This window comes from Vibrio sp. 1288 (assembly GCF_033344475.1).
Genome location: NZ_JAWPOX010000029.1, coordinates 45,382 through 66,063, shown reverse-complemented (window position 1 = coordinate 66,063; position 20,682 = coordinate 45,382). Strand labels below are relative to the sequence as shown.

Genomic DNA, 20,682 nt, shown 5'->3' with positions numbered 1-20,682 from the left:
GAATTGGTAGACGCACCAGATTTAGGTTCTGGCGCCGCAAGGTGTGAGAGTTCAAGTCTCTCCTTCCGCACCATTATCGGAAAACCCAGCATGACTTTGCTGGGTTTTTTCTTTTTTTGGTTCTGGACTCGGGAAATCATTAGATTTGCCGAATTAAAAAAGCGAGCTCATGGCTCGCTTTTTTTCTATCTGTGATTTGAGTAGCTTACTACATACCTAACGCGTATTTCAGTACTTGAGCCTTAATTGGCCCTGAGTTTTCAGCAAGCTTCAATGCAGCATTACGTACGAACTTCAATGGCCCAAGATCGTTGCTAAAACCTTTATAGAAAAAGTCCATGCCCGTCTGCATGAGTAAGTTGTCAGGTCGACGTGCGCGTTCGTATTTCGCGAGTAAGGTATCTTCCAGCTTTTCTTGGTGTTCTGTTACCGAAAGGAGAACGTCTACATCTTTGAAGCCTAAGTTTACCCCTTGCCCTGCAAGCGGGTTGATCGTATGAGCAGAGTCACCCACTAACACGCAATTTTTGCTTGAGTAGCTTTGCGCATGACGACGAGTGAGTGGGAATGAGCCAAACTGTAAAACTTCAATATCGCCTAATTCAGCAGGGAAATGACGTAAAATTTCTTCTCTTAGTTGAGGTTTACCCATCGCACACAGTTGTTTAATACGTTTAGGCGAGTCATACCAAACCAAAGAACCTTGGCCTACTACTTGACCATCGTCGTTACTCAAAGAGCACAGAGGTAAAAATGAACGTGGGCCTGAAGGTGTAAATTGTTGCCAAGTAATATCTTGCTGAGGCAATTCTGTTTTCACATTAATCAACATGCAGTGTTGTCGGTAATCCCACGCAGTTACACCAATTCCAGCCAATTGACGAACTTTAGAGTTTGCACCATCAGCACCAATCACCCAGTTAGCTTCAAACTGCGCCCCACTTTCTAGTGTCACAAGATTTACATCTGCAAACTCAATGGCTTTTAATCGCTCAGGACACATCACGGTTAGATTTTCATGCTGAGAGAAGACTTGCCAAAGACCTAATTGGATTAGGCGGTTTTCAACGATGTAACCTAGCTGATCCAATGACAATTCATCAGAGTGAAAACGAGTACGGCACTCTGGGTGCTCCCAAGTTTCTAAGCGCCGATAAGGACAAACTCGCATGCTCTTGATCTCTGACCATGCTCCGAGTGAATCAAGTAACTCCACCGACTGGTGCGAGATTGCAGATACACGAATATCCATCGCCTGAGCGGCATCAAAAACTTTAGGTTTTGTACCTTCGACCAAGACAACGCTTCTGCCCTGCTTGGCAAATCCAACAGCGACGGCTGCCCCGACCATACCGCCACCGATCACGGCGATGTCATACTTGTTCATTTTTCACTCTTCATCGTGCTGATTAATTGGCGTTTTTTATTGTACTTTCCATGGCTACTTTTACAAAATTGTTTAACAAAAAACCTTGTTCAGCATAGGGCGAAAAACTAGATTTCATCAGGCTTTGCAGAGAATTAGCTAGATCACTAGTCAGGTGCTTTTTAAAGCAGTACAATACGCCGCTTACCGCCGTGATGGCGGCTATAATTTGAGCAATAGCTCTCCGATTTAAGTACAACTGAACGAGCGAAAGTGAGATGAGTAAGAAACTGCTAATTAAAACCTGGGGCTGCCAGATGAACGAATACGATTCATCAAAAATGGCCGACCTGCTTAATGCTGCAAACGGCTACGAGCTGACGGAAGAGCCAGAGGAAGCAGACGTACTTCTACTTAACACCTGTTCGATCCGTGAAAAAGCGCAAGAGAAAGTTTTCCACCAGCTAGGCCGCTGGAAAACACTAAAAGATAAGAAACCTGGCGTAGTTATCGGTGTAGGTGGTTGTGTAGCAACGCAAGAAGGTGACCATATTCGTGAACGTGCACCATACGTTGACGTTATTTTTGGCCCACAAACTTTGCACCGCCTACCTGAGATGATCAAACAATCTCAGTCCGATGATGCACCAGTTATGGACATTTCGTTCCCAGAGATCGAAAAATTCGACCGCCTACCTGAACCTCGCGCTGAAGGTGCGACAGCATTCGTTTCTATTATGGAAGGCTGCTCTAAGTACTGTACTTACTGTGTCGTACCGTACACTCGTGGTGAAGAAGTAAGCCGTCCAATGGATGACGTACTGTTCGAAATCGCCCAACTTGCTGAACAAGGCGTACGTGAAGTAAACCTTCTGGGTCAAAACGTAAACGCGTACCGTGGTCCTATGCACGATGGTGAGATCTGTTCATTTGCAGAACTGCTTCGTTTGGTTGCGTCTATCGATGGTATCGACCGTATTCGTTTCACGACGAGCCACCCGTTAGAATTCACAGACGACATCATCGCAGTATACGAAGATACGCCAGAACTTGTGAGCTTCCTGCACTTACCTGTGCAAAGTGGTAGTGACCGTATCCTAACGATGATGAAACGCCCTCACACCGCTATCGAATACAAATCGATCATCCGTAAACTGCGTAAAGCTCGTCCTGATATTCAAATCAGTTCAGACTTTATTGTTGGTTTCCCTGGTGAGACAGACAAAGACTTCCAAGACACCATGAAGCTAATCAAAGATGTAGACTTTGACATGAGCTTCAGCTTTATTTTCTCTCCACGTCCAGGTACGCCAGCAGCGGATTACCCTTGTGATGTGTCAGAACAAGTGAAGAAAGAGCGCCTTTACGAACTACAGCAAACTATCAATGCTCAAGCGATGCGTTACTCTCGCTTAATGCTTGGCACAGAACAACGTGTTCTAGTTGAAGGTCCTTCGAAGAAAAACCTAATGGAACTACGCGCTCGTACAGAAAACAACCGTGTAGTAAACTTTGAAGGTAGTGCAGACCTAATTGGTCAGTTCGTTGATGTGAAGATCGTAGACGTATTTGCAAACTCACTGCGTGGTGAGCTAGTACGTACTGAAAAAGACATGGATCTTCGTAGTGTGATTTCCCCAACGCAGATGATGGCGAAAACACGTCGCGAAGATGAGCTGGGTGTAGCTACTTTTACGCCGTAAGCTCGTATAAATAGCCATAGAGAGCCTGGTCGTTATCAGGCTCTCACTAAGTGGCAAAAAATGAGAGGCAACATTGAGCAATAAAATCGTAACTCTAGAAATTAACCTAGAACCTTCAGACAACCGCCGACTAGCTAGCCTGTGCGGTCCATTCGATGACAACATCAAGCATTTAGAACGTCGTCTAGGCGTTGAAATTAACCACCGTAGTGACCACTTTACGATTGTCGGTAAACCTCATACCGCATCAGCTGCGCTGGATATCCTGAAAACTCTATATGTTGATACCGCACCTGTACGAGGTGAGATCCCAGATATTGAGCCTGAGCAAATCCATCTAGCGATCAAAGAGTCTGGTGTTCTTGAGCAGAATACTGAGTCTAATATCGAGCATGGTAAAGAAGTCTTCGTCAAAACCAAGAAAGGTGTGATCAAACCACGTACGCCAAACCAAGCGCAGTACTTGGTTAACATGGTCACGCATGATATTTCTTTTGGTATTGGCCCGGCAGGTACAGGTAAAACCTACCTTGCTGTAGCAGCAGCTGTTGACGCACTAGAGCGCCAAGAGATCCGCCGTATTCTACTTACTCGTCCAGCGGTTGAAGCTGGTGAGAAATTGGGCTTCCTACCTGGTGATTTAAGCCAGAAAGTCGACCCATACCTACGTCCGCTATACGACGCCCTATTTGAAATGCTGGGCTTTGAGCGCGTAGAGAAGCTGATTGAACGTAACGTGATTGAGGTTGCCCCTCTTGCTTACATGCGTGGTCGTACTCTAAACGACGCCTTTATCATTCTTGATGAGAGTCAGAACACCACAGTTGAACAGATGAAGATGTTCCTAACGCGTATTGGTTTTAACTCTCGCGCGGTTATCACTGGTGATGTCACGCAGATTGACTTACCTCGTGGTGCGAAATCGGGTCTTCGTCATGCTATTGAAGTACTAAGCGAAGTTGACGACATCAGCTTTAACTTCTTCTTAGCCGACGACGTTGTACGTCACCCTGTGGTTGCTCGTATCGTTAACGCGTACGAGAAGTGGGAAGCACAAGACCAGAAAGAGCGTAAAGAGTTCGAGAAACGCCGTCGTGAAGAACGCGATGCGAAGTTACTAGAAGCAGCAAAAGCCGAACTGAATGCACAAGTTGCTTCAACTAAGGAATAATCATGGCGATTGAACTTGATCTGCAGCTGGCAGTCGAAAATGAAGAAGGTCTGCCTTCGCAGCAAGATTTCCAATTGTGGCTAGATAAGACAATTCCTCTCTTCCAGCCACAAGCCGAAGTCACCATTCGTATTGTTGATGAACAAGAAAGTCATACGCTCAACCATGAGTATCGCGGCAAAGATAAACCAACTAATGTGTTGTCGTTTCCATTTGAAGCACCTCCTGGTATGGAAATAGACTTACTTGGTGATTTGATTATTTGCCGCCAAGTTGTTGAAAAAGAGGCGGTTGAACAGAGCAAGCCTCTGCTAGCACATTGGGCGCATATGGTTGTACATGGCAGCTTGCATCTGCTAGGTTATGATCATATAGAGGATGACGAAGCCGAAGAGATGGAGTCCCTCGAAACCGAAATCATGCAAGGTATGGGTTATGAAGATCCTTACATTGCTGAAAAAGAGTAGCTATTGGCCACTCGACAGGGAAAGGCGAACCACTTAAATGACTCTCGTGTTCGCCTCTCTATGTGTGCTATCACACTTCTGATAGCGTTACTTAATTGAGAAACAATGAACGAAGATAATTCTCCCTCTTCTAACGAAGATAAGAAAGAAAAGGCAGAAGGTCCGAGTAGAAAGTCCTTCTTTGAACGTCTAGGTCAACTATTTCAGGGCGAACCAAAAGATCGCCAAGAGCTTGTGGATGTTATCCGCGACTCTGAAGTTAACGACCTGATTGACCATGACACTCGCGATATGCTCGAAGGTGTTATGGAAATCTCCGAAATGCGTGTGCGTGACATTATGATCCCGCGTTCGCAAATGGTTACCGTTGAGCGTACTCACGACCTTGATACCTTGGTTGCTTTGATTACCGATGCTCAACACTCTCGCTACCCTGTGATCAGCGAAGATAAAGACCATGTGGAAGGCATACTTCTAGCGAAGGACTTACTTAAATACTTAGGCTCAGGCAGCAATCCATTTGATATCGAAGAAGTCATTCGACCAGCGGTTGTAGTACCGGAAAGTAAACGCGTTGATCGACTGCTGAAAGAATTCCGTGAAGAACGTTATCATATGGCCATTGTTGTCGATGAATTCGGTGGTGTTTCTGGTCTTGTGACCATTGAAGATATCCTTGAGGAAATCGTCGGGGATATTGAAGATGAATTCGATGAAAGTGAAGAGACGGACATTCGTAAACTAAGCAAGCATACGTTTGCTGTCAGAGCGCTGACAACCATCGAAGAGTTTAATGAGACATTCGGAACCAACTTCAGCGATGAGGAAGTTGATACCGTTGGTGGTATGGTCATGACTGCCTTTGGTCACTTACCTTCTCGTGGTGAACTGGTTGAAATTGAAGGCTACAACTTCAAAGTCACCGCTGCCGATAACCGTCGTGTCATTCAACTCCAAGTGACGATCCCAGACGAAGAAACCCTGGTTGAAGCCACTCAAGAGTAACGCGATACCCATTGGGAATCTCAGAAAATTACAATGATGAATGAACTCTTTCATCGCCTTAAGCGGCCCTCAGTAGCCGCTTTTGTTGGCGCCTCTACTACACTCGCTTTCGCTCCTTACCAGCTGTGGCCTATTGCCATTCTTAGCCCAGCAATTCTACTGATTCTTCTTGCTAACCAAACTCCGAAACGCGCACTATGGATTGGTTATGCTTGGGGGTTAGGTCAATTTGCAACTGGCGTTAGCTGGGTTTACGTCAGTATCTCCGGTTTTGGCGGTATGCCGCTCATTGCCAATTTATTTTTAATGGGCTTGCTTGTTGCCTACTTGGCTGTTTATTCAGGCTTATTTGCTTGGCTCAACAACAAGCTGTTTCCTCAATTTACGCTCACAAAAGCACTTCTCGCTGCACCTGCTTTATGGCTGATCAGTGATTGGTTGCGTGGTTGGGTGATGACTGGCTTCCCTTGGTTATGGCTAGGCTATAGCCAGATAGATGCTCCACTCGCAAGCTTTGCACCAATTGGCGGCGTAGAACTGCTTACTCTATTTATCCTTATCAGCGCAGGGGCGTTAGCCTATGCCTGGATTCATAAGCAGTGGCTGATGGTGATTATCCCTGCGGTGCTACTCAGTACTGGCTTTGGGATTCGCAACTACGATTGGGTAACACCCCGACCAGAAGACACGACTAAGCTCGCACTAATTCAAGGTAACGTAGACCAAAACCTAAAGTGGCTACCAAGTCAACGTTGGCCAACCATCATGAAGTACGCTGACTTAACTCGTGAAAACTGGGACGCTGACATTATCGTTTGGCCAGAAGCAGCAATTCCCGCTTTTGAAATTGAAGTGCCTTCATTTTTGAGCAATATCGACAGCGCTGCAAAAATGAATAACAGCGCAATCATCACCGGTGTCGTCAACCAAGCTGAAGATCGACAGTTCTACAACAGTATTCTGTCCCTAGGCATCACACCATACGGTGACTACAGCTTCGATTTAAGCGAACGTTACCATAAGCATCACCTACTACCATTTGGTGAGTTTGTACCATTTGAAGATATTTTGCGCCCATTAGCGCCATTCTTTAACCTACCGATGTCGTCGTTTAGCCGTGGGGCTTTTGTGCAGCCAAACATCGTTGCGAATGGCATGCACATGGCACCAGCGCTTTGCTATGAGATCATCTTTAATGAGCAAGTGCGTCAAAATGTGACTGACGAAACAGACTTCATTCTAACGCTTTCAAATGATGCATGGTTTGGTCACTCTATCGGTCCTCTTCAGCATATGGAGATCGCCCGTATGCGTGCCTTAGAGTTAGGTAAACCGCTCATCCGCTCGACTAACAACGGATTAACAGCGGTAACCGATCACAAAGGTAAAATCGTTGAGCAAGTACCGCAGTTTGAAACTGCAGTACTGCGCGCAGAGCTCACCCCAACCAATGGACAAACGCCATATCGAGTCCTTGGTACTTGGCCATTGTATATTTGGGTTGGGTTAAGTTTAGCGCTGGCGCTCGGCTTAAGAAGAAAACAGAGCTGATAACAGCTTGAAAGTAGAAAAGACAAAAAAGAGGCGACTAAGCCTCTTTTTTATTCATAGCATTATACTGTCGTTACGCGCCATTTATGGCTTTAATGACTGACGAGTAAAGCCTTTGTGACCACATTTAATACACGGAATGATTACAGTTGGGTGGTTATACGTTGTCTTGTGACCACACTCATCACAGACTAAAGTGCCTAAGCCTATCACCTCTCCTGCTTCATATAGCCCTTGATGCTCTAAGTCATCGAACAACTCAACCCACTCAACTTTAGTTCGGTCAGTAATCTCTAACAGCCCTTGCCATATCGAGTCCGCAATCGTTAAGTAAAACGGGCCGCTTTTGCTATCCTCGTAACTCTCTGAAAACTCTTTTAAGTCTGCTTTAAGGTACGCTTTGATTAAAGCCAATTCATCTTTGGTCAAGTCATTAGCAGCATCCACCACTTTGCCCGACGTCTCAATCGCTTTGTTAACTTCTTCCGGACTGTGCTTCAAGGTTTCAATCACATCCTCGAGCATTTCCTCATAACCTGTTTTACGTTTAGGCATAACTGACCTCCATCTTTCTCCTACCTGCGTCACTTAAGGGCGCATGGGTACAGATTGGCTATTGTTGTGATCCCTAGCTTTAGGTATTCTATGACGATCTATTTAAGTCTGTTCTAACCGAACTCACAAATTCCAAGATAACGGATACCATCGATGCAAGAACAATACAACCCACAAGATATTGAACAAAAAGTTCAAAAGCACTGGGATGACAACAAAACCTTTGTTGTAAGTGAAGACCCAAATAAAGAAAAATTCTACTGTCTGTCCATGTTCCCATACCCAAGTGGTCGACTGCACATGGGTCACGTGCGCAACTACACTATCGGTGATGTAGTATCTCGTTTCCAACGCCTACAAGGCAAAAACGTGATGCAACCTATCGGTTGGGACGCATTCGGTCTACCTGCAGAAAACGCAGCAGTAAAAAACAAAACTGCGCCAGCACCTTGGACTTACGAAAACATCGAATACATGAAGAACCAACTTAAGCTTCTAGGCTTTGGTTACGATTGGAACCGTGAATTCGCAACATGTACACCGGAGTACTACCGCTGGGAACAAGAGTTCTTCACTAAACTTTACGAGAAAGGTTTAGTTTACAAAAAGACTTCTTCTGTTAACTGGTGTCCTAACGACCAAACTGTTCTTGCAAACGAGCAGGTTGAAGACGGTTGTTGCTGGCGTTGTGATACGCCTGTAGAGCAAAAAGAAATCCCTCAATGGTTCATCAAAATCACTGAGTACGCTCAAGAGCTACTAGACGACTTAGACAAGCTTGAAGGTTGGCCTGAAATGGTGAAGACCATGCAGCGCAACTGGATTGGTCGTTCTGAAGGTGTTGAACTGAAGTTTGAAGTTAAGGGTCAACAAGACCTAGAAGTTTACACAACACGTCCAGATACGCTAATGGGTGTGACTTACGTGGGTATCGCAGCCGGCCACCCTCTTGCAGCTCTTGCAGCAGAGAACAATCCAGAGCTTGCAGCGTTTATCGACGAATGTAAGAACAACAAGGTTGCAGAAGCTGAGCTAGCGACAATGGAGAAGAAAGGTATGGCAACTGGCCTTACTGCGATTCATCCATTGAACGGCCGCGAAGTACCAGTATACGTAGCAAACTTTGTACTGATGGACTACGGTACAGGCGCGGTAATGGCAGTACCTGCACACGACCAACGTGACTACGAGTTCGCAACGAAGTACGGTCTAGACATCGTGCCTGTTATCAAGCCTGCTGATGGCAGCGAGCTAGACATTTCTGAAGCGGCATACACAGAGAAAGGCGTACTGTTCGATTCTGGTGAATTCGACGGCCTAGAATTCCAAGCGGCGTTCGATGCAATTGCAGCGAAGCTAGAAGCAGAAGGCAAAGGCACTAAGACTGTAAACTTCCGTCTACGCGACTGGGGTGTATCTCGTCAACGTTACTGGGGCGCACCAATCCCAATGGTAACGACTGAAGACGGTGAAGTTCACCCAGTACCTGCTGACCAACTACCAGTGATTCTTCCAGAAGACGTGGTAATGGACGGCGTAACCAGCCCAATCAAAGCAGACAAAGAGTGGGCGAAGACAACCTTTAACGGCGAACCTGCTCTACGTGAGACAGATACGTTCGATACGTTCATGGAATCTTCTTGGTACTACGCGCGTTACTGTTCACCACAAGCGGACGACATCCTAGACCCAGAAAAAGCAAACTACTGGCTACCAGTAGATCAGTACATCGGTGGTATCGAGCACGCTTGTATGCACCTACTGTACTCACGCTTCTTCCACAAACTACTGCGCGATGCGGGTTACGTAACTTCTGACGAACCGTTCAAGCAACTACTGTGTCAAGGCATGGTACTGGCTGATGCGTTCTACTTCGAGAACGAGAAAGGCGGCAAAGAGTGGGTAGCTCCAACAGACGTAGCCGTTGAACGTGATGGTAAAGGCCGCATTACTTCTGCTAAAGACACTGAAGGTCGTGATGTAACGCACTCAGGCATGATCAAGATGTCTAAGTCTAAGAACAACGGTATCGACCCTCAAGAAATGGTAGACAAGTACGGCGCTGACACAGTACGTCTATTCATGATGTTCGCGTCTCCAGCGGACATGACACTTGAATGGCAAGAGTCTGGCGTAGAAGGTGCGAACCGCTTCCTAAAACGTGTTTGGAAACTAGTTAAAGAGCACACAGCGAAAGGCGCAGCAGAAGCAGTAGATACCTCAGCGCTTTCTGGTGATCAAAAAGCACTTCGCCGCGACGTTCACAAAACTATCGCGAAAGTGACGGACGATATCGCTCGTCGTCAAACATTCAACACCGCGATCGCAGCGATCATGGAGCTGATGAACAAACTAGCGAAAGCGCCTCAAGAATCTGCGCAAGATCGTGCAATCCTTGACGAAGCACTGAAAGCTATTGTTGTCATGCTTTACCCTATCACTCCGCATATCTCATACGAGCTATGGGCAGCACTAGGTGAAACAGACATTGATAACGCGGCATGGCCGACGTTTGACGAAAAAGCGCTAGTTGAAGACGAAAAAACTATCGTTGTTCAAGTTAACGGTAAGCTACGTGCGAAGCTAACAGTCCCAGCGGATATCTCTAAAGACGATATCGAACAGCTTGGTCTAAACGACGAAAACGTGGTTAAGTTCACTGATGGCCTGACTATTCGTAAAGTTATTTACGTTCCAGGTAAACTGCTGAACATCGTTGCAAACTAATCACAGCTTGCAATTTGTCTCTGTTTAGCGAACTTATTTGTTAACCAAGAGTCATTAAACAGGGTAGTTCGCTACCCTGTTTATTTACCTCAAACCATTCACATGAGTGGTTTAAGGTAAATAACCCCTTCAATTTAGGATGAATACAATCAATGCGCTTTTTCTCTTTGATTAAACTACCAGTGGTATTGGTATTAGCGGGGCTTCTTTCTGCCTGTGGTTTTCACCTTCGCGGCGAGTATTCCGTACCGGAAGAGCTGCACACTATGTCTTTCTCCAGCTACGATGAATACAGTGAATTAACTCGCTATGTTCGCTCTCAACTCGAACTGAACAAAGTTGAACTTGTTCAACCCTCATCGACGGTACCCAACCTTCATTTGACGGAAGCGACAATCGATGAGCGTACACTATCGCTTTATCAAAATAGCCGTGCAGCAGAAAAAGAGCTGACATACGTAGTAAAATACCGTGTGACAATTCCTGGCTATGGTTCTAAAAACTTTACGACAACAGTAAACCGCAACTACCTAGACAACCCGTTGACCGCACTTGCAAAATCTGTTGAGCGTGACGTAATTGAAGACGAGATGCGCTTGCAAGCTGCAAAACAGATGATGCGCCAGTTGGGCCGTATTCGTGCCGAATATGAAGCAGGACAAATCTCTGAGCCAGCGAACAAAAACTCTTAGTCACTATGCGAATTTATGCCGATAAGCTAACGGATCATTTAACTAAACAAGTTAAACAGGTTTACTTAATCTTTGGTAATGAGCCGTTACTGATTCAAGAAAGCCGCCAAGCAATCCAAAAGGCAGCGTTTCAGCAAGGTTTTGAGGAAAAACACCGTTTTGCGGTGGATGCTAGCATAGACTGGAACCAAGTTTACGACTGTTTCCAAGCGATGAGCCTGTTTTCAAACCGTCAATTGATTGAGCTTGAAATTCCTGAAAGTGGCGTAACAACCGCCGTCAGCAAAGAGCTGCAAACACTGTGTGATATGCTTCATGATGACATCATGCTCGTCATTGTTGGTAGCAAACTGACCAAAGCCCAAGAAAATGCGAAATGGTTCAAAGCATTAAGCTCAAAAGGCGATTGGGTAAGCTGCTTGTCGCCAGACCTTCAACGCCTACCTATGTTCATTCAGACACGTTGCCGCACGTTGGGACTAAAACCCGATCAGCAATCACTGCAAATGTTGGCTCAATGGCATGAAGGTAACCTATTTGCATTGACACAAAGCTTAGAGAAATTGGCCCTACTCTATCCGGATGGTGAGCTGACCATCATACGTTTAGAGGAAGCCCTAAGTCGCCATAATCACTTCACTACCTTTAACTGGATCGACGCCTTACTGGCAGGTAAAGCAAACCGTGCACAACGCATTCTTCGCCAACTTGAGGCGGAAGGGGTTGAGACCGTGATCTTGATTCGAAGTGTACAAAAAGAGTTGAGCCAACTTTTAAATATGCATCAAGACTTAACTCAAATGGGAATGAACCAGGTATTTGAGAAATATCGAGTTTGGCAAAACAAGCGTCCACTCTATAACGCAGCACTGACCCGCTTATCGGCGAGTCGTATTTGTGCATTGCTCTCCTTGTTGGCTCAAGCAGAGATAAAAGCCAAAACTCAATATGACGAGTCTGTATGGCCAACTATTCATCAGTTGAGCTTAGAAACCTGCTCTCCTGATATTAAGCTGGCAATTTAAAAATCAAAGCGTGATATAGTGCGCGACCTGTTTTGCAAGCAAGAATGTAAAACACTGTAGAGATAAGAGACAAACCGAGGAAAACCGAGTGCTTCGCGAAGAACTGAAAGACTTTTTAGCTGATAAAGCCGACGACATGAAAGCGGAAGACATTATCGTCCTAAATGTGGAAGATAAATCAAGCGTGACAGATTACATGATCATCTGTACTGGTACATCCAAACGCCACGTTTCATCCATCGCTGACCATGTTGCAACAGAAGTGAAAAAAGCCGGTCTTGAGCCACTAGGAATGGAAGGTGAAAACGAAGGTGAATGGGTAGTCCTTGATATGGGCGACGCCATGCTTCACGTGATGCAAGAAGAGCACCGCGAACTCTACCAGCTAGAAAAACTCTGGGGTTAATCTTTTGAAAATTCAACTAATTGCTGTTGGCACAAAAATGCCAAAATGGGTTGAGGAAGGCTTTCAAGAATATCGTCGCCGTTTCCCGCATGATATGCCGTTGGAGTTGATTGAAATCTCTGCTGGCAAGCGTGGTAAGAATGCCGATATCGCTCGCATCCTGCAAAAAGAAGGAGAAGCGATGCTCGCGGCGGTACCAAAAGGCAACCGTATCGTCACGTTAGATATCCCAGGTAAAAAATGGGACACTCCTCAACTCGCTGAGCAGTTAGAAGCTTGGAAATTAGATGGCCGTGATGTATCAATATTAATCGGCGGTCCCGAAGGACTCGCTCCTGCATGCAAAGCTGCAGCAGACCAAAGCTGGTCATTGTCTGCCTTAACGCTACCCCACCCTCTAGTGCGTATCGTAATGGCAGAAAGCTTATACCGAGCGTGGAGCATCACCGCTAACCACCCTTATCATCGCGAATAATCGTTGTTTAACTTTAGAGCCAAGCGTTAATGATTCGTAAACGCCGCAGTCAAATCCGAGATTATCAAGCCGAAGCGCGTCTGTTTGCCAGCCGCGCTATTGTCGCTTTTATCGGCATTGTTGTCTTGATGGGAGCTCTGGTTGCCAACATGTACAACATTCAGGTGAACCAGTTTCAAGACTATCAAACCCGCTCGAACGATAACCGCATCAAAGTAGTGCCTATCGCGCCTAACCGAGGTCTAATTTATGACCGAAATGGCGTTTTACTGGCAGAGAACCGTCCCGTCTTTAACTTAGAACTGACCCCAGAAAAAATTAAAGACATTGATGCAACCATCCAAGAATTACAAACTATTCTGGAAATTACACCAGACCAGATTGAACGCTTCCACCACGAGCGTAAACGGACTCGTCGATTTAAATCGGTCCCACTGCTTACCCAACTGAACGAAAAACAAGTAGCGGTATTCTCCGTCAATCAGTACCGCTTTCCAGGTGTGGAAATAAGTGCGACCTTAAAGCGCTACTACCCTTTCAGCGAAGTCTTAACCCACGTGATTGGGTATGTTTCTCGAATTAATGATCGCGACATGCAACGCCTGATCCGAGAAGAAAAAGACGCAAACTATCAAGCCACTCGCGACATTGGTAAGCTGGGTATTGAAAAATACTACGAAGACCTCTTACACGGTACAGCCGGATATCAAGAAGTCGAGGTAAACAGCCGCGGCCGAGTAATTCGTACCTTAAAGTACGTTCCACCTGTACCCGGAAAAGACATCGTTTTAAACCTTGATATCAACTTGCAGTTGTACGTACACCAATTATTGGACGGCCGCCGAGGCAGTGCTGTAGTAATCGATCCTAGAGACAATGGTGTACTGGCTATGGTTTCGAGCCCTAGCTACGATCCTAACTCGTTCGTGCACGGAATCTCAGGTAAAGACTATCGCGCCCTTTTGAACGATAAAAACCGTCCTTTGGTCAACCGCACTACACTTGGCATTTACCCTCCTGCCTCTACCATCAAACCATTTATGGCGGTAGCCGCGCTGCAAGAAGGTGTCGTCACACCTAACACCACACGAAATGATCCTGGTTATTGGCGCATACCAAACTCTAACACACGTCCGTTCCGGGACTGGTTGCGTTGGGGACACGGACGCGTCGATATCATTAAGTCGATCGAAGAGTCTGTTGATACCTTCTACTATCAAATCGCTTATGACATGGGTATTGACCGTATTTCGAATTGGATGATGATGTTCGGTTTTGGTGATTACACTGGCATTGATATCTACGAAGAAAGTAAGGCGAATATGCCGACTCGTGACTGGAAAATGTCTCGCCATAAAACCCCATGGTATAAAGGTGATACGATCCCTGTGGGTATCGGCCAAGGATATTGGACAGCAACACCAATGCAAATCGCCAAAGCAACCTCCGTATTAGTAAACGAGGGAGAAGTGATCGCACCTCACTTGCTCAAAGCGACGATAGAAAATGGTAACGACTTCGAAGAGCAGCAAACAACAGAATACGTGACTTACCCACCAATCAAGAATGTGCCTAAAAAGTACTGGGATATGGCGAAAGAAGGCATGCGTCGGGTAAACCATGGCACGCGCGGAACAGCTCGACGCTCATTCTACAAAATGAATTATGAAACAGCGGGTAAATCAGGTACTGCACAGGTCTTCGGTCTGGGTGAAAACGAAGAGTACAACGCCGATGAGATCGCCGAGCACTTACGTGACCATGCGTTATTTACTGGCTTTGCACCATTTGATGATCCTAAAGTGGTCGTCACTGTAGTACTAGAAAATGCCGGTGGTGGTTCTAGTAACGGTGCCCCAGTAGTAAGGAAAATTTTTGACCGAGTCGTTCTTGGTCCAGAAGAAATTGAGCCTGAAAACAATGCGAAGAAAGAGGTAAAACAGTAATGAAGATGGATCCCTCTACAGGTAAAAATCGCGCCCTGTTTGAACGCTTCCATATCGACTTACCACTCCTACTTGGCATACTGGCCCTGATGGGGTTTGGCCTGGTGATCATGTACAGCGCCAGTGGCCAAAGTTTACTGATGATGGATCGCCAAGCCATGCGAATGGTGCTTTCACTCGTTGTGATGCTCGTCCTTGCGCAGCTTTCTCCACGAACTTACGAAAGCTTGGCACCTTTGATGTTCGTTGGTGGCGTTATACTGCTTTTCGGCGTGCTGTTTTTCGGTGAAGCATCGAAAGGCGCGCAGCGTTGGCTTAACCTCGGTTTTGTGCGCTTTCAACCGTCAGAGCTATTGAAGCTCGCGGTGCCATTAATGGTGGCTCGCTATGTTGGTAGACAGCCCCTCCCACCAACGCTAAGAACACTCATTGTTGCACTGATTATGGTCTGCTTACCAACCATTCTCATTGCAAAACAGCCTGACTTAGGTACCTCGATCCTGATCGCGGCTTCCGGTATTTTTGTTATCTTCCTCGCCGGCATTAGCTGGAAAATAATTGCTGGTGCTGCGATTGCATTAGGTGGTTTCATTCCAATTCTGTGGTTTTTCTTGATGCGAGAGTATCAAAAAGTGCGAGTTCGTACTCTATTTAACCCGGAATCTGATCCGCTAGGAGCGGGCTACCACATTATTCAGAGTAAAATTGCGATTGGCTCCGGCGGTATTTCCGGCAAAGGTTGGTTGCAAGGTACGCAGTCACAACTAGAATTTCTTCCTGAACGACACACTGACTTTATCTTTGCAGTAATTGCTGAAGAATGGGGTATGATTGGCTTCCTTTGCCTTTTAGCCATCTATCTATTTATTATTGGACGAGGTTTATATCTCGCCAGCCAAGCGCAAACCGCATTTGGACGAATGATGGCAGGCAGTATTGTACTCAGCTTCTTCGTGTATATTTTTGTAAATATTGGCATGGTAAGTGGCATCCTACCTGTAGTAGGTGTACCGTTGCCACTCATCAGTTATGGCGGCACATCAATGGTAACCTTGATGGCTGGTTTTGGTATTCTGATGTCGATTCATACGCACCGAAAAGCATTCTCTAAGGCGACCTAGACATGCAAAAACGCGCTTTATATTCCTTGGTTTTCTCTGCTCTTATTTTGGCAGGCTGTTCATCAACTAGCCAAAAAGAACAAGAAGGCCGTTACGAACTCGAATCCGATGTTGCACCGGATACACCGCTTTCAGTCGAACACATCGAGGATGCGCATCCTAAATATGAACCGTACAGCCTAGGTGGGAACAAAGATTACCACTTGCGTGGCAAAGACTACAAAATAGTTCGCAATGCGAAAGGCTTTAAAGAAAAAGGCCGCGCATCTTGGTATGGGAAAAAATTCCAAGGTCATTTGACTTCTAATGGCGAAATCTATGACATGTATTCAATGACGGCAGCGCATAAAACGCTACCGTTACCAAGTTACGTAAAAGTTACCAATACTGACAACGGAAAAACCACCATAGTACGAGTTAATGACCGAGGTCCTTTTCACGATGGCCGTATCATTGATTTAAGCTATGCCGCCGCGCACAAGTTAGATGTCATAAAAACAGGCACCGCGAACGTGGAAATTGAAGTGATCAGTATCAATCAGCCCACGGACAAAAAGTCATTAGAAGCGCACCCTAGGTACGTTATTCAAGTGGCATCATCAAAAAATGAAGAACGCGCGCGAACTTTAGGTACCGAGCTTGGTCAAAAATTGGATACAGAAACTTTCCTAGAGAGTGCGAAAGAGTCTTATCGCTTGTTGTTAGGGCCATTTACTGACTATTCCCTGACGCAAGCCACATTAGATAAAGTAAAGTTGCTCGGCTATTCGTCTGCATTTATTAAAAAACACAACACTGCCAAATGACCTCGTGTCATGAATTTCTCTTTGATCCCCCTCTTACATAACTAGGGATTCTGATAAGATGTCTGCAGTTAACCCAAAAATTTGAATTACCATGAATAAAAATAAGTTTGTGAAATCTATTCTCGTTTCTTCGGTTGCCCTTTCTGCAACTTTCGCTCAATCTGCTCTTGCATCACCTATCGTTGTTCCAGATGCCCCTCAAATCGCGGCGAAGGGCTACGTGCTGATGGATTACCATTCAGGTAAAGTACTGGCAGAGAAAGAGATGAACACAAAATTGTCTCCAGCTAGTCTGACTAAGATGATGACCAGCTATGTAATCGGCCAAGAGCTAGCCCGTGGTAATATCTCAGAAGATGATGATGTCACCATCAGTAAAAATGCGTGGGCGAAAAACTTCCCTGATTCATCAAAGATGTTCATTGAAGTAGGCACAACAGTTAAAGTACGTGACCTGAACCGAGGTATCATCGTCCAGTCAGGTAACGATGCCTGTGTTGCGATGGCAGAACATATTGCAGGTTCAGAAGATGCATTTGTTGACCTAATGAACGCTTGGGCCAACACATTGGGTATGACTAACTCGCACTTTGCCAACGTTCATGGCTTAGATAACGCAGAATTGTACTCAACACCATACGACATGGCACTGCTAGGTAAAGCACTTATCCGTGACGTACCAAATGAGTACCGAGTGTACTCAGAGAAGAAATTTACTTACAACGGCATCACCCAATACAACCGTAACGGTCTACTTTGGGATAAGAGCATGAACGTTGACGGCATCAAAACGGGTCACACAAGTAATGCGGGTTACAGCCTAGTAAGTTCAGCAACTGAAGGTCAAATGCGCTTGGTTGCGGTCGTTATGGGTACTAAAGATGCCAATGCTCGCAAGTCAGAAAGCAAAAAGCTGCTAAGCTACGGCTTCCGTTTCTTCGAAACAGTGGCACCGCACAAAGCAGGTGAAACGTTCGTAGAAGAAAAAGTGTGGATGGGTAACAAAGATACCGTAGCACTGGGTCTTGACCAAGATACTTACGTAACACTACCGCGTGGTGAAGCGAAAAACCTAAAAGCAAGCTTCGTCCTTGAAAAAGAGCTAGAAGCCCCAATTAATAAAGGTGATGTAGTTGGTAAGCTATACTATCAGATCGATGGTGAAGATATTGCCGAGTACCCACTAATGGCACTAGAAACCGTAGAGCAAGGTAGTCTATTTAGCCGCATGTGGGATTACATCGTATTGTTATTCAAGAGCTTCTTCTAAAAAGAACGTTAGAGTAGCAAACTTATTCGCAAAGCCGCCTGAATGGGCGGCTTTTTAAGTTTGAGCTCCTCGTCTTGAGTTCCCCCTAATTTGACTGTACTATTTCGCACCGCAACGAATATCTACTGGAGTTATCGATATGCTAACCATCAACTCTGATGCAAAATTAAAAGACCTGCTTGAGTTCCCTTGTTCATTTACTTACAAGGTAATGGGTCATGCAAAGCCTGAACTTCCAGAGCTTGTTCTTGAAGTTATTCAGCGCCATGCTCCAGGTGACTACAGCCCGACCGTTAAACCAAGTGCTAAGGGCAACTACCACTCTGTGTCAATCAACATTACTGCAACCTCTATCGAGCAGGTTGAGACACTGTACAAAGAGTTAGGTGAAATTGACATCGTACGCATGGTTCTATAATTTTTTGATATATTAAATTTTTTTTGAAAGCAGCCTTGGCTGCTTTCTTTTTATTTATCAAAGAGATAACGAGGCTTTACATCGCTTTCAGTTAAAAATCTGTTACGCAGCGGTAGAGCATCAGGGTTATCCGGTTTATAATCCAAAAACTTTATATATTAGCAACAGGAATTCCCATGCAACACCAACTTGTTGTAAAACGACTTGGCCGCCAAGACTATGAGCCTGTATGGAAGGCGATGCATGAGTTCACCGACCAACGCACAGAAGAAACCCGTGATGAAGTCTGGTTGGTAGAACATAACCCAGTATTTACGCAAGGACAGGCAGGTAAAGCTGAGCACTTGATTAACACTGGCGATATTCCTGTTGTACAAAGTGATCGCGGAGGCCAGGTTACGTATCATGGCCCTGGTCAGTTGGTCGCCTACTTCTTGATCAACCTACGCCGTAAAAAATTAGGTGTACGAGATCTCGTTACCACAATCGAGAACCTCGTGATCAACACGCTAAAAGCATACAATATTGACTCAGCCGCGCGACCTGACGCACCAGGTGTCTACGTTGCCGGTAAGAAAATATGCTCTCTCGGTTTACGCATTCGTAAAGGATGCTCGTTTCATGGTTTAGCCTTGAACGTAAATATGGATTTAACACCGTTTCTGCGTATTAACCCTTGTGGTTATGAAGGTATGGAAATGGTTCAGGTCAGCCAATTTGGCGGCCCAGACAATGTAGAAGCCGTAGAAAAACAATTAATAGAAGAACTCGTTACTTTGCTCGATTATGAGCAAGTAGAATTCAGCACAGAAGCACCTTCTCAAGGTAATAAAGCATGAGCAAACCAATCCAGATGGAAAAAGGCGTTAAATATCGTGACGCCGATAAAATGGCATTGATTCCCGTAAAGAACATGCCTACAGAGCAGAAAGAAGTGCTACGTAAGCCTGATTGGATGAAGATCAAGCTACCAGCCGACAGCCAACGAATTCAAGACATCAAAGCGGCGATGCGTAAGAATAAACTTCACTCCGTATGTGAAGAAGCATCTTGCCCGAACCTAGCGGAATGTTTTAACCACGGTACAGCAACCTTCATGATCTTAGGTGCTATTTGTACTCGTCGTTGTCCTTTCTGTGACGTTGCTCATGGCCGCCCATTACCACCGGAAGCAGAAGAGCCTCAAAAACTGGCGAAAACCATTGCCGATATGAAGCTGAAATACGTAGTAATCACTTCTGTTGACCGTGACGATCTGCGTGACGGCGGTGCACAACACTTTGCCGATTGTAACCGCGAGATCCGTGCGTTAAACCCGCATATTAAGATTGAAACACTGGTTCCTGACTTCCGTGGTCGCATGGATGTAGCGCTTGATCTAATGAAAGACAATCCGCCAGATGTCTTCAACCACAACTTAGAAACAGCGCCACGTCTTTACCGTAAAGCTCGCCCAGGTGCGAACTATAAATGGTCACTTGAGCTTCTTAAGAAGTTCAAAGAGCAGCATCCCGATGTACCGACCAAGTCTGGTTTGATGATGGGTCTTGGTGAAACCAAAGAAGAAATCATCGAAGTACTGAAAGATCTACGCGCACACGGCGTAACGATGCTGACTCTAGGCCAGTACCTAGCGCCAAGCCGTCACCACTTGCCAGTAGAACGTTACGTTCCACCATCAGAGTTTGACGAGCTAAAAGAAGTTGCACTAGAACTTGGCTTCACGCATGCAGCGTGTGGTCCATTTGTTCGCTCTTCTTACCATGCCGATATGCAAGCTCAAGGTATCGAGATTAAATAAGCTCTCGCTTGTTTTGAAAAGTTTGTTTTGAAGAGAAAAGGTTGGCTCAGTGCCAACCTTTTTTGTATCTGGCAAATGATGATAAAAAGCCATTCTACCACCGTCATTCTGAACAGCGAGGAACGAGCGTGATTCAGAATCTGTTTTCAGAATACTGATGATTTTTAGGGAAACTCT

General features: G+C 45.5%; 20 protein-coding genes. 18 read left to right on the top strand and 2 right to left on the bottom strand.

Annotated elements, in window-relative coordinates:
* The coding region (locus R8O11_RS18745; protein WP_206949545.1) for a hypothetical protein at positions 1 to 195 on the top strand (195 nt) is incomplete at its 5' end.
* A gap of 13 nt (positions 196 to 208) precedes the next feature.
* Here R8O11_RS18745 and R8O11_RS18740 read toward each other — a convergent pair.
* Entirely contained in the window at positions 209 to 1,387 is a 1,179-nt protein-coding gene (locus tag R8O11_RS18740) for a 2-octaprenyl-3-methyl-6-methoxy-1,4-benzoquinol hydroxylase (RefSeq protein ID WP_213870001.1), read from the bottom strand.
* A 257-nt stretch (positions 1,388 to 1,644) separates the two neighbouring features.
* Between R8O11_RS18740 and miaB the strand changes: the two genes are divergently transcribed.
* The 5 genes from miaB (at position 1,645) to lnt (ending at position 7,263) form a co-directional block, all read left to right on the top strand.
* The gene (gene miaB / locus R8O11_RS18735; protein ID WP_005373038.1) at positions 1,645 to 3,069 is read left to right on the top strand and encodes a tRNA (N6-isopentenyl adenosine(37)-C2)-methylthiotransferase MiaB; all 1,425 of its coding nucleotides are present in this window, start codon (positions 1,645 to 1,647) and stop codon (positions 3,067 to 3,069) included.
* Between the two features lie 73 nt (positions 3,070 to 3,142).
* Positions 3,143 to 4,240, top strand: coding sequence for a PhoH family protein (locus R8O11_RS18730; protein ID WP_005373033.1), 1,098 nt, complete (start codon positions 3,143 to 3,145; stop codon positions 4,238 to 4,240).
* 2 nt (positions 4,241 to 4,242) lie between these two features.
* A complete protein-coding gene (gene ybeY, locus R8O11_RS18725; RefSeq protein WP_005373030.1) occupies positions 4,243 to 4,707 on the top strand; it encodes an rRNA maturation RNase YbeY in 465 nt (154 codons plus the stop codon).
* A 105-nt stretch (positions 4,708 to 4,812) separates the two neighbouring features.
* Positions 4,813 to 5,712, top strand: a complete 900-nt coding sequence (corC, locus tag R8O11_RS18720; protein ID WP_005384118.1) for a CNNM family magnesium/cobalt transport protein CorC — start codon at positions 4,813 to 4,815, stop codon at positions 5,710 to 5,712.
* A 33-nt stretch (positions 5,713 to 5,745) separates the two neighbouring features.
* On the top strand, positions 5,746 to 7,263 hold the full coding sequence (gene lnt, locus R8O11_RS18715) for an apolipoprotein N-acyltransferase (protein ID WP_064376806.1): 1,518 nt from the start codon (positions 5,746 to 5,748) through the stop codon (positions 7,261 to 7,263).
* 84 nt (positions 7,264 to 7,347) lie between these two features.
* Here lnt and R8O11_RS18710 read toward each other — a convergent pair whose 3' ends face one another.
* Entirely contained in the window at positions 7,348 to 7,818 is a 471-nt protein-coding gene (locus R8O11_RS18710; protein WP_005373024.1) for a zinc ribbon-containing protein, read from the bottom strand.
* Positions 7,819 to 7,971: 153 nt separating this feature from the next.
* On the opposite strand from R8O11_RS18710, the gene leuS reads away from it, so the two are divergent.
* The 12 genes from leuS to lipA all read left to right on the top strand — a co-directional run bounded on the left by leuS (position 7,972) and on the right by lipA (position 20,505).
* Positions 7,972 to 10,545, top strand: a complete 2,574-nt coding sequence (leuS, locus tag R8O11_RS18705) for a leucine--tRNA ligase (RefSeq protein WP_005384121.1) — start codon at positions 7,972 to 7,974, stop codon at positions 10,543 to 10,545.
* 152 nt (positions 10,546 to 10,697) lie between these two features.
* On the top strand, positions 10,698 to 11,237 hold the full coding sequence (gene lptE, locus R8O11_RS18700) for an LPS assembly lipoprotein LptE (protein WP_005384122.1): 540 nt from the start codon (positions 10,698 to 10,700) through the stop codon (positions 11,235 to 11,237).
* A 5-nt stretch (positions 11,238 to 11,242) separates the two neighbouring features.
* A complete protein-coding gene (gene holA / locus R8O11_RS18695; protein ID WP_005384123.1) occupies positions 11,243 to 12,262 on the top strand; it encodes a DNA polymerase III subunit delta in 1,020 nt (339 codons plus the stop codon).
* Positions 12,263 to 12,350: 88 nt separating this feature from the next.
* Complete coding sequence (gene rsfS / locus R8O11_RS18690; protein ID WP_005373015.1) at positions 12,351 to 12,668, top strand: ribosome silencing factor; 318 nt, start codon at positions 12,351 to 12,353, stop codon at positions 12,666 to 12,668.
* A gap of 4 nt (positions 12,669 to 12,672) precedes the next feature.
* Positions 12,673 to 13,143 carry a 23S rRNA (pseudouridine(1915)-N(3))-methyltransferase RlmH gene (rlmH, locus tag R8O11_RS18685; RefSeq protein ID WP_017821762.1) on the top strand — a complete coding sequence of 157 codons (471 nt, stop codon included), beginning with the start codon at positions 12,673 to 12,675 and terminating at the stop codon, positions 13,141 to 13,143.
* A 29-nt stretch (positions 13,144 to 13,172) separates the two neighbouring features.
* Positions 13,173 to 15,089 (top strand): penicillin-binding protein 2, encoded by a 1,917-nt coding sequence (gene mrdA, locus R8O11_RS18680; protein WP_005384126.1) that lies wholly within the window; start codon positions 13,173 to 13,175, stop codon positions 15,087 to 15,089.
* Entirely contained in the window at positions 15,089 to 16,210 is a 1,122-nt protein-coding gene (gene rodA / locus R8O11_RS18675) for a rod shape-determining protein RodA (RefSeq protein WP_005384128.1), read from the top strand. The genes mrdA and rodA overlap by 1 nt, the downstream gene beginning before the upstream one ends.
* Positions 16,211 to 16,212: 2 nt before the next feature.
* Positions 16,213 to 17,016, top strand: a complete 804-nt coding sequence (locus R8O11_RS18670) for a septal ring lytic transglycosylase RlpA family protein (RefSeq protein WP_017635670.1) — start codon at positions 16,213 to 16,215, stop codon at positions 17,014 to 17,016.
* 91 nt (positions 17,017 to 17,107) lie between these two features.
* Positions 17,108 to 18,286 (top strand): serine hydrolase, encoded by a 1,179-nt coding sequence (locus R8O11_RS18665; RefSeq protein ID WP_005384132.1) that lies wholly within the window; start codon positions 17,108 to 17,110, stop codon positions 18,284 to 18,286.
* A 139-nt stretch (positions 18,287 to 18,425) separates the two neighbouring features.
* Positions 18,426 to 18,704: a DUF493 family protein YbeD gene (gene ybeD, locus R8O11_RS18660; RefSeq protein WP_005384135.1), complete on the top strand. Its 279-nt coding sequence runs from the start codon at positions 18,426 to 18,428 to the stop codon at positions 18,702 to 18,704.
* Positions 18,705 to 18,880: 176 nt separating this feature from the next.
* A complete protein-coding gene (gene lipB, locus R8O11_RS18655; RefSeq protein ID WP_005384137.1) occupies positions 18,881 to 19,543 on the top strand; it encodes a lipoyl(octanoyl) transferase LipB in 663 nt (220 codons plus the stop codon).
* Positions 19,540 to 20,505 carry a lipoyl synthase gene (gene lipA, locus R8O11_RS18650; RefSeq protein WP_005391329.1) on the top strand — a complete coding sequence of 322 codons (966 nt, stop codon included), beginning with the start codon at positions 19,540 to 19,542 and terminating at the stop codon, positions 20,503 to 20,505. Before lipB ends, lipA begins: the two co-directional genes overlap by 4 nt.
* The last annotated feature ends 177 nt before the right edge of the window (positions 20,506 to 20,682 follow it).

Bases quoted from the DNA above. Each gene is read 5' to 3' on its own strand.
- ybeY (WP_005373030.1), top strand. From the start codon at position 4,243: ATGGCGATTGAACTTGATCTGCAGCTGGCAGTCGAAAATGAAGAAGGT.
- rodA (WP_005384128.1), top strand. From the start codon at position 15,089: ATGAAGATGGATCCCTCTACAGGTAAAAATCGCGCCCTGTTTGAACGC.
- lptE (WP_005384122.1), top strand. From the start codon at position 10,698: ATGCGCTTTTTCTCTTTGATTAAACTACCAGTGGTATTGGTATTAGCG.
- R8O11_RS18665 (WP_005384132.1), top strand. From the start codon at position 17,108: ATGAATAAAAATAAGTTTGTGAAATCTATTCTCGTTTCTTCGGTTGCC.
- R8O11_RS18740 (WP_213870001.1), bottom strand. From the start codon at position 1,387: ATGAACAAGTATGACATCGCCGTGATCGGTGGCGGTATGGTCGGGGCA.
- R8O11_RS18710 (WP_005373024.1), bottom strand. From the start codon at position 7,818: ATGCCTAAACGTAAAACAGGTTATGAGGAAATGCTCGAGGATGTGATT.
- miaB (WP_005373038.1), top strand. From the start codon at position 1,645: ATGAGTAAGAAACTGCTAATTAAAACCTGGGGCTGCCAGATGAACGAA.
- lipB (WP_005384137.1), top strand. From the start codon at position 18,881: ATGCAACACCAACTTGTTGTAAAACGACTTGGCCGCCAAGACTATGAG.
- ybeD (WP_005384135.1), top strand. From the start codon at position 18,426: ATGCTAACCATCAACTCTGATGCAAAATTAAAAGACCTGCTTGAGTTC.
- R8O11_RS18670 (WP_017635670.1), top strand. From the start codon at position 16,213: ATGCAAAAACGCGCTTTATATTCCTTGGTTTTCTCTGCTCTTATTTTG.
- corC (WP_005384118.1), top strand. From the start codon at position 4,813: ATGAACGAAGATAATTCTCCCTCTTCTAACGAAGATAAGAAAGAAAAG.
- lnt (WP_064376806.1), top strand. From the start codon at position 5,746: ATGATGAATGAACTCTTTCATCGCCTTAAGCGGCCCTCAGTAGCCGCT.
- holA (WP_005384123.1), top strand. From the start codon at position 11,243: ATGCGAATTTATGCCGATAAGCTAACGGATCATTTAACTAAACAAGTT.
- mrdA (WP_005384126.1), top strand. From the start codon at position 13,173: ATGATTCGTAAACGCCGCAGTCAAATCCGAGATTATCAAGCCGAAGCG.
- leuS (WP_005384121.1), top strand. From the start codon at position 7,972: ATGCAAGAACAATACAACCCACAAGATATTGAACAAAAAGTTCAAAAG.
- lipA (WP_005391329.1), top strand. From the start codon at position 19,540: ATGAGCAAACCAATCCAGATGGAAAAAGGCGTTAAATATCGTGACGCC.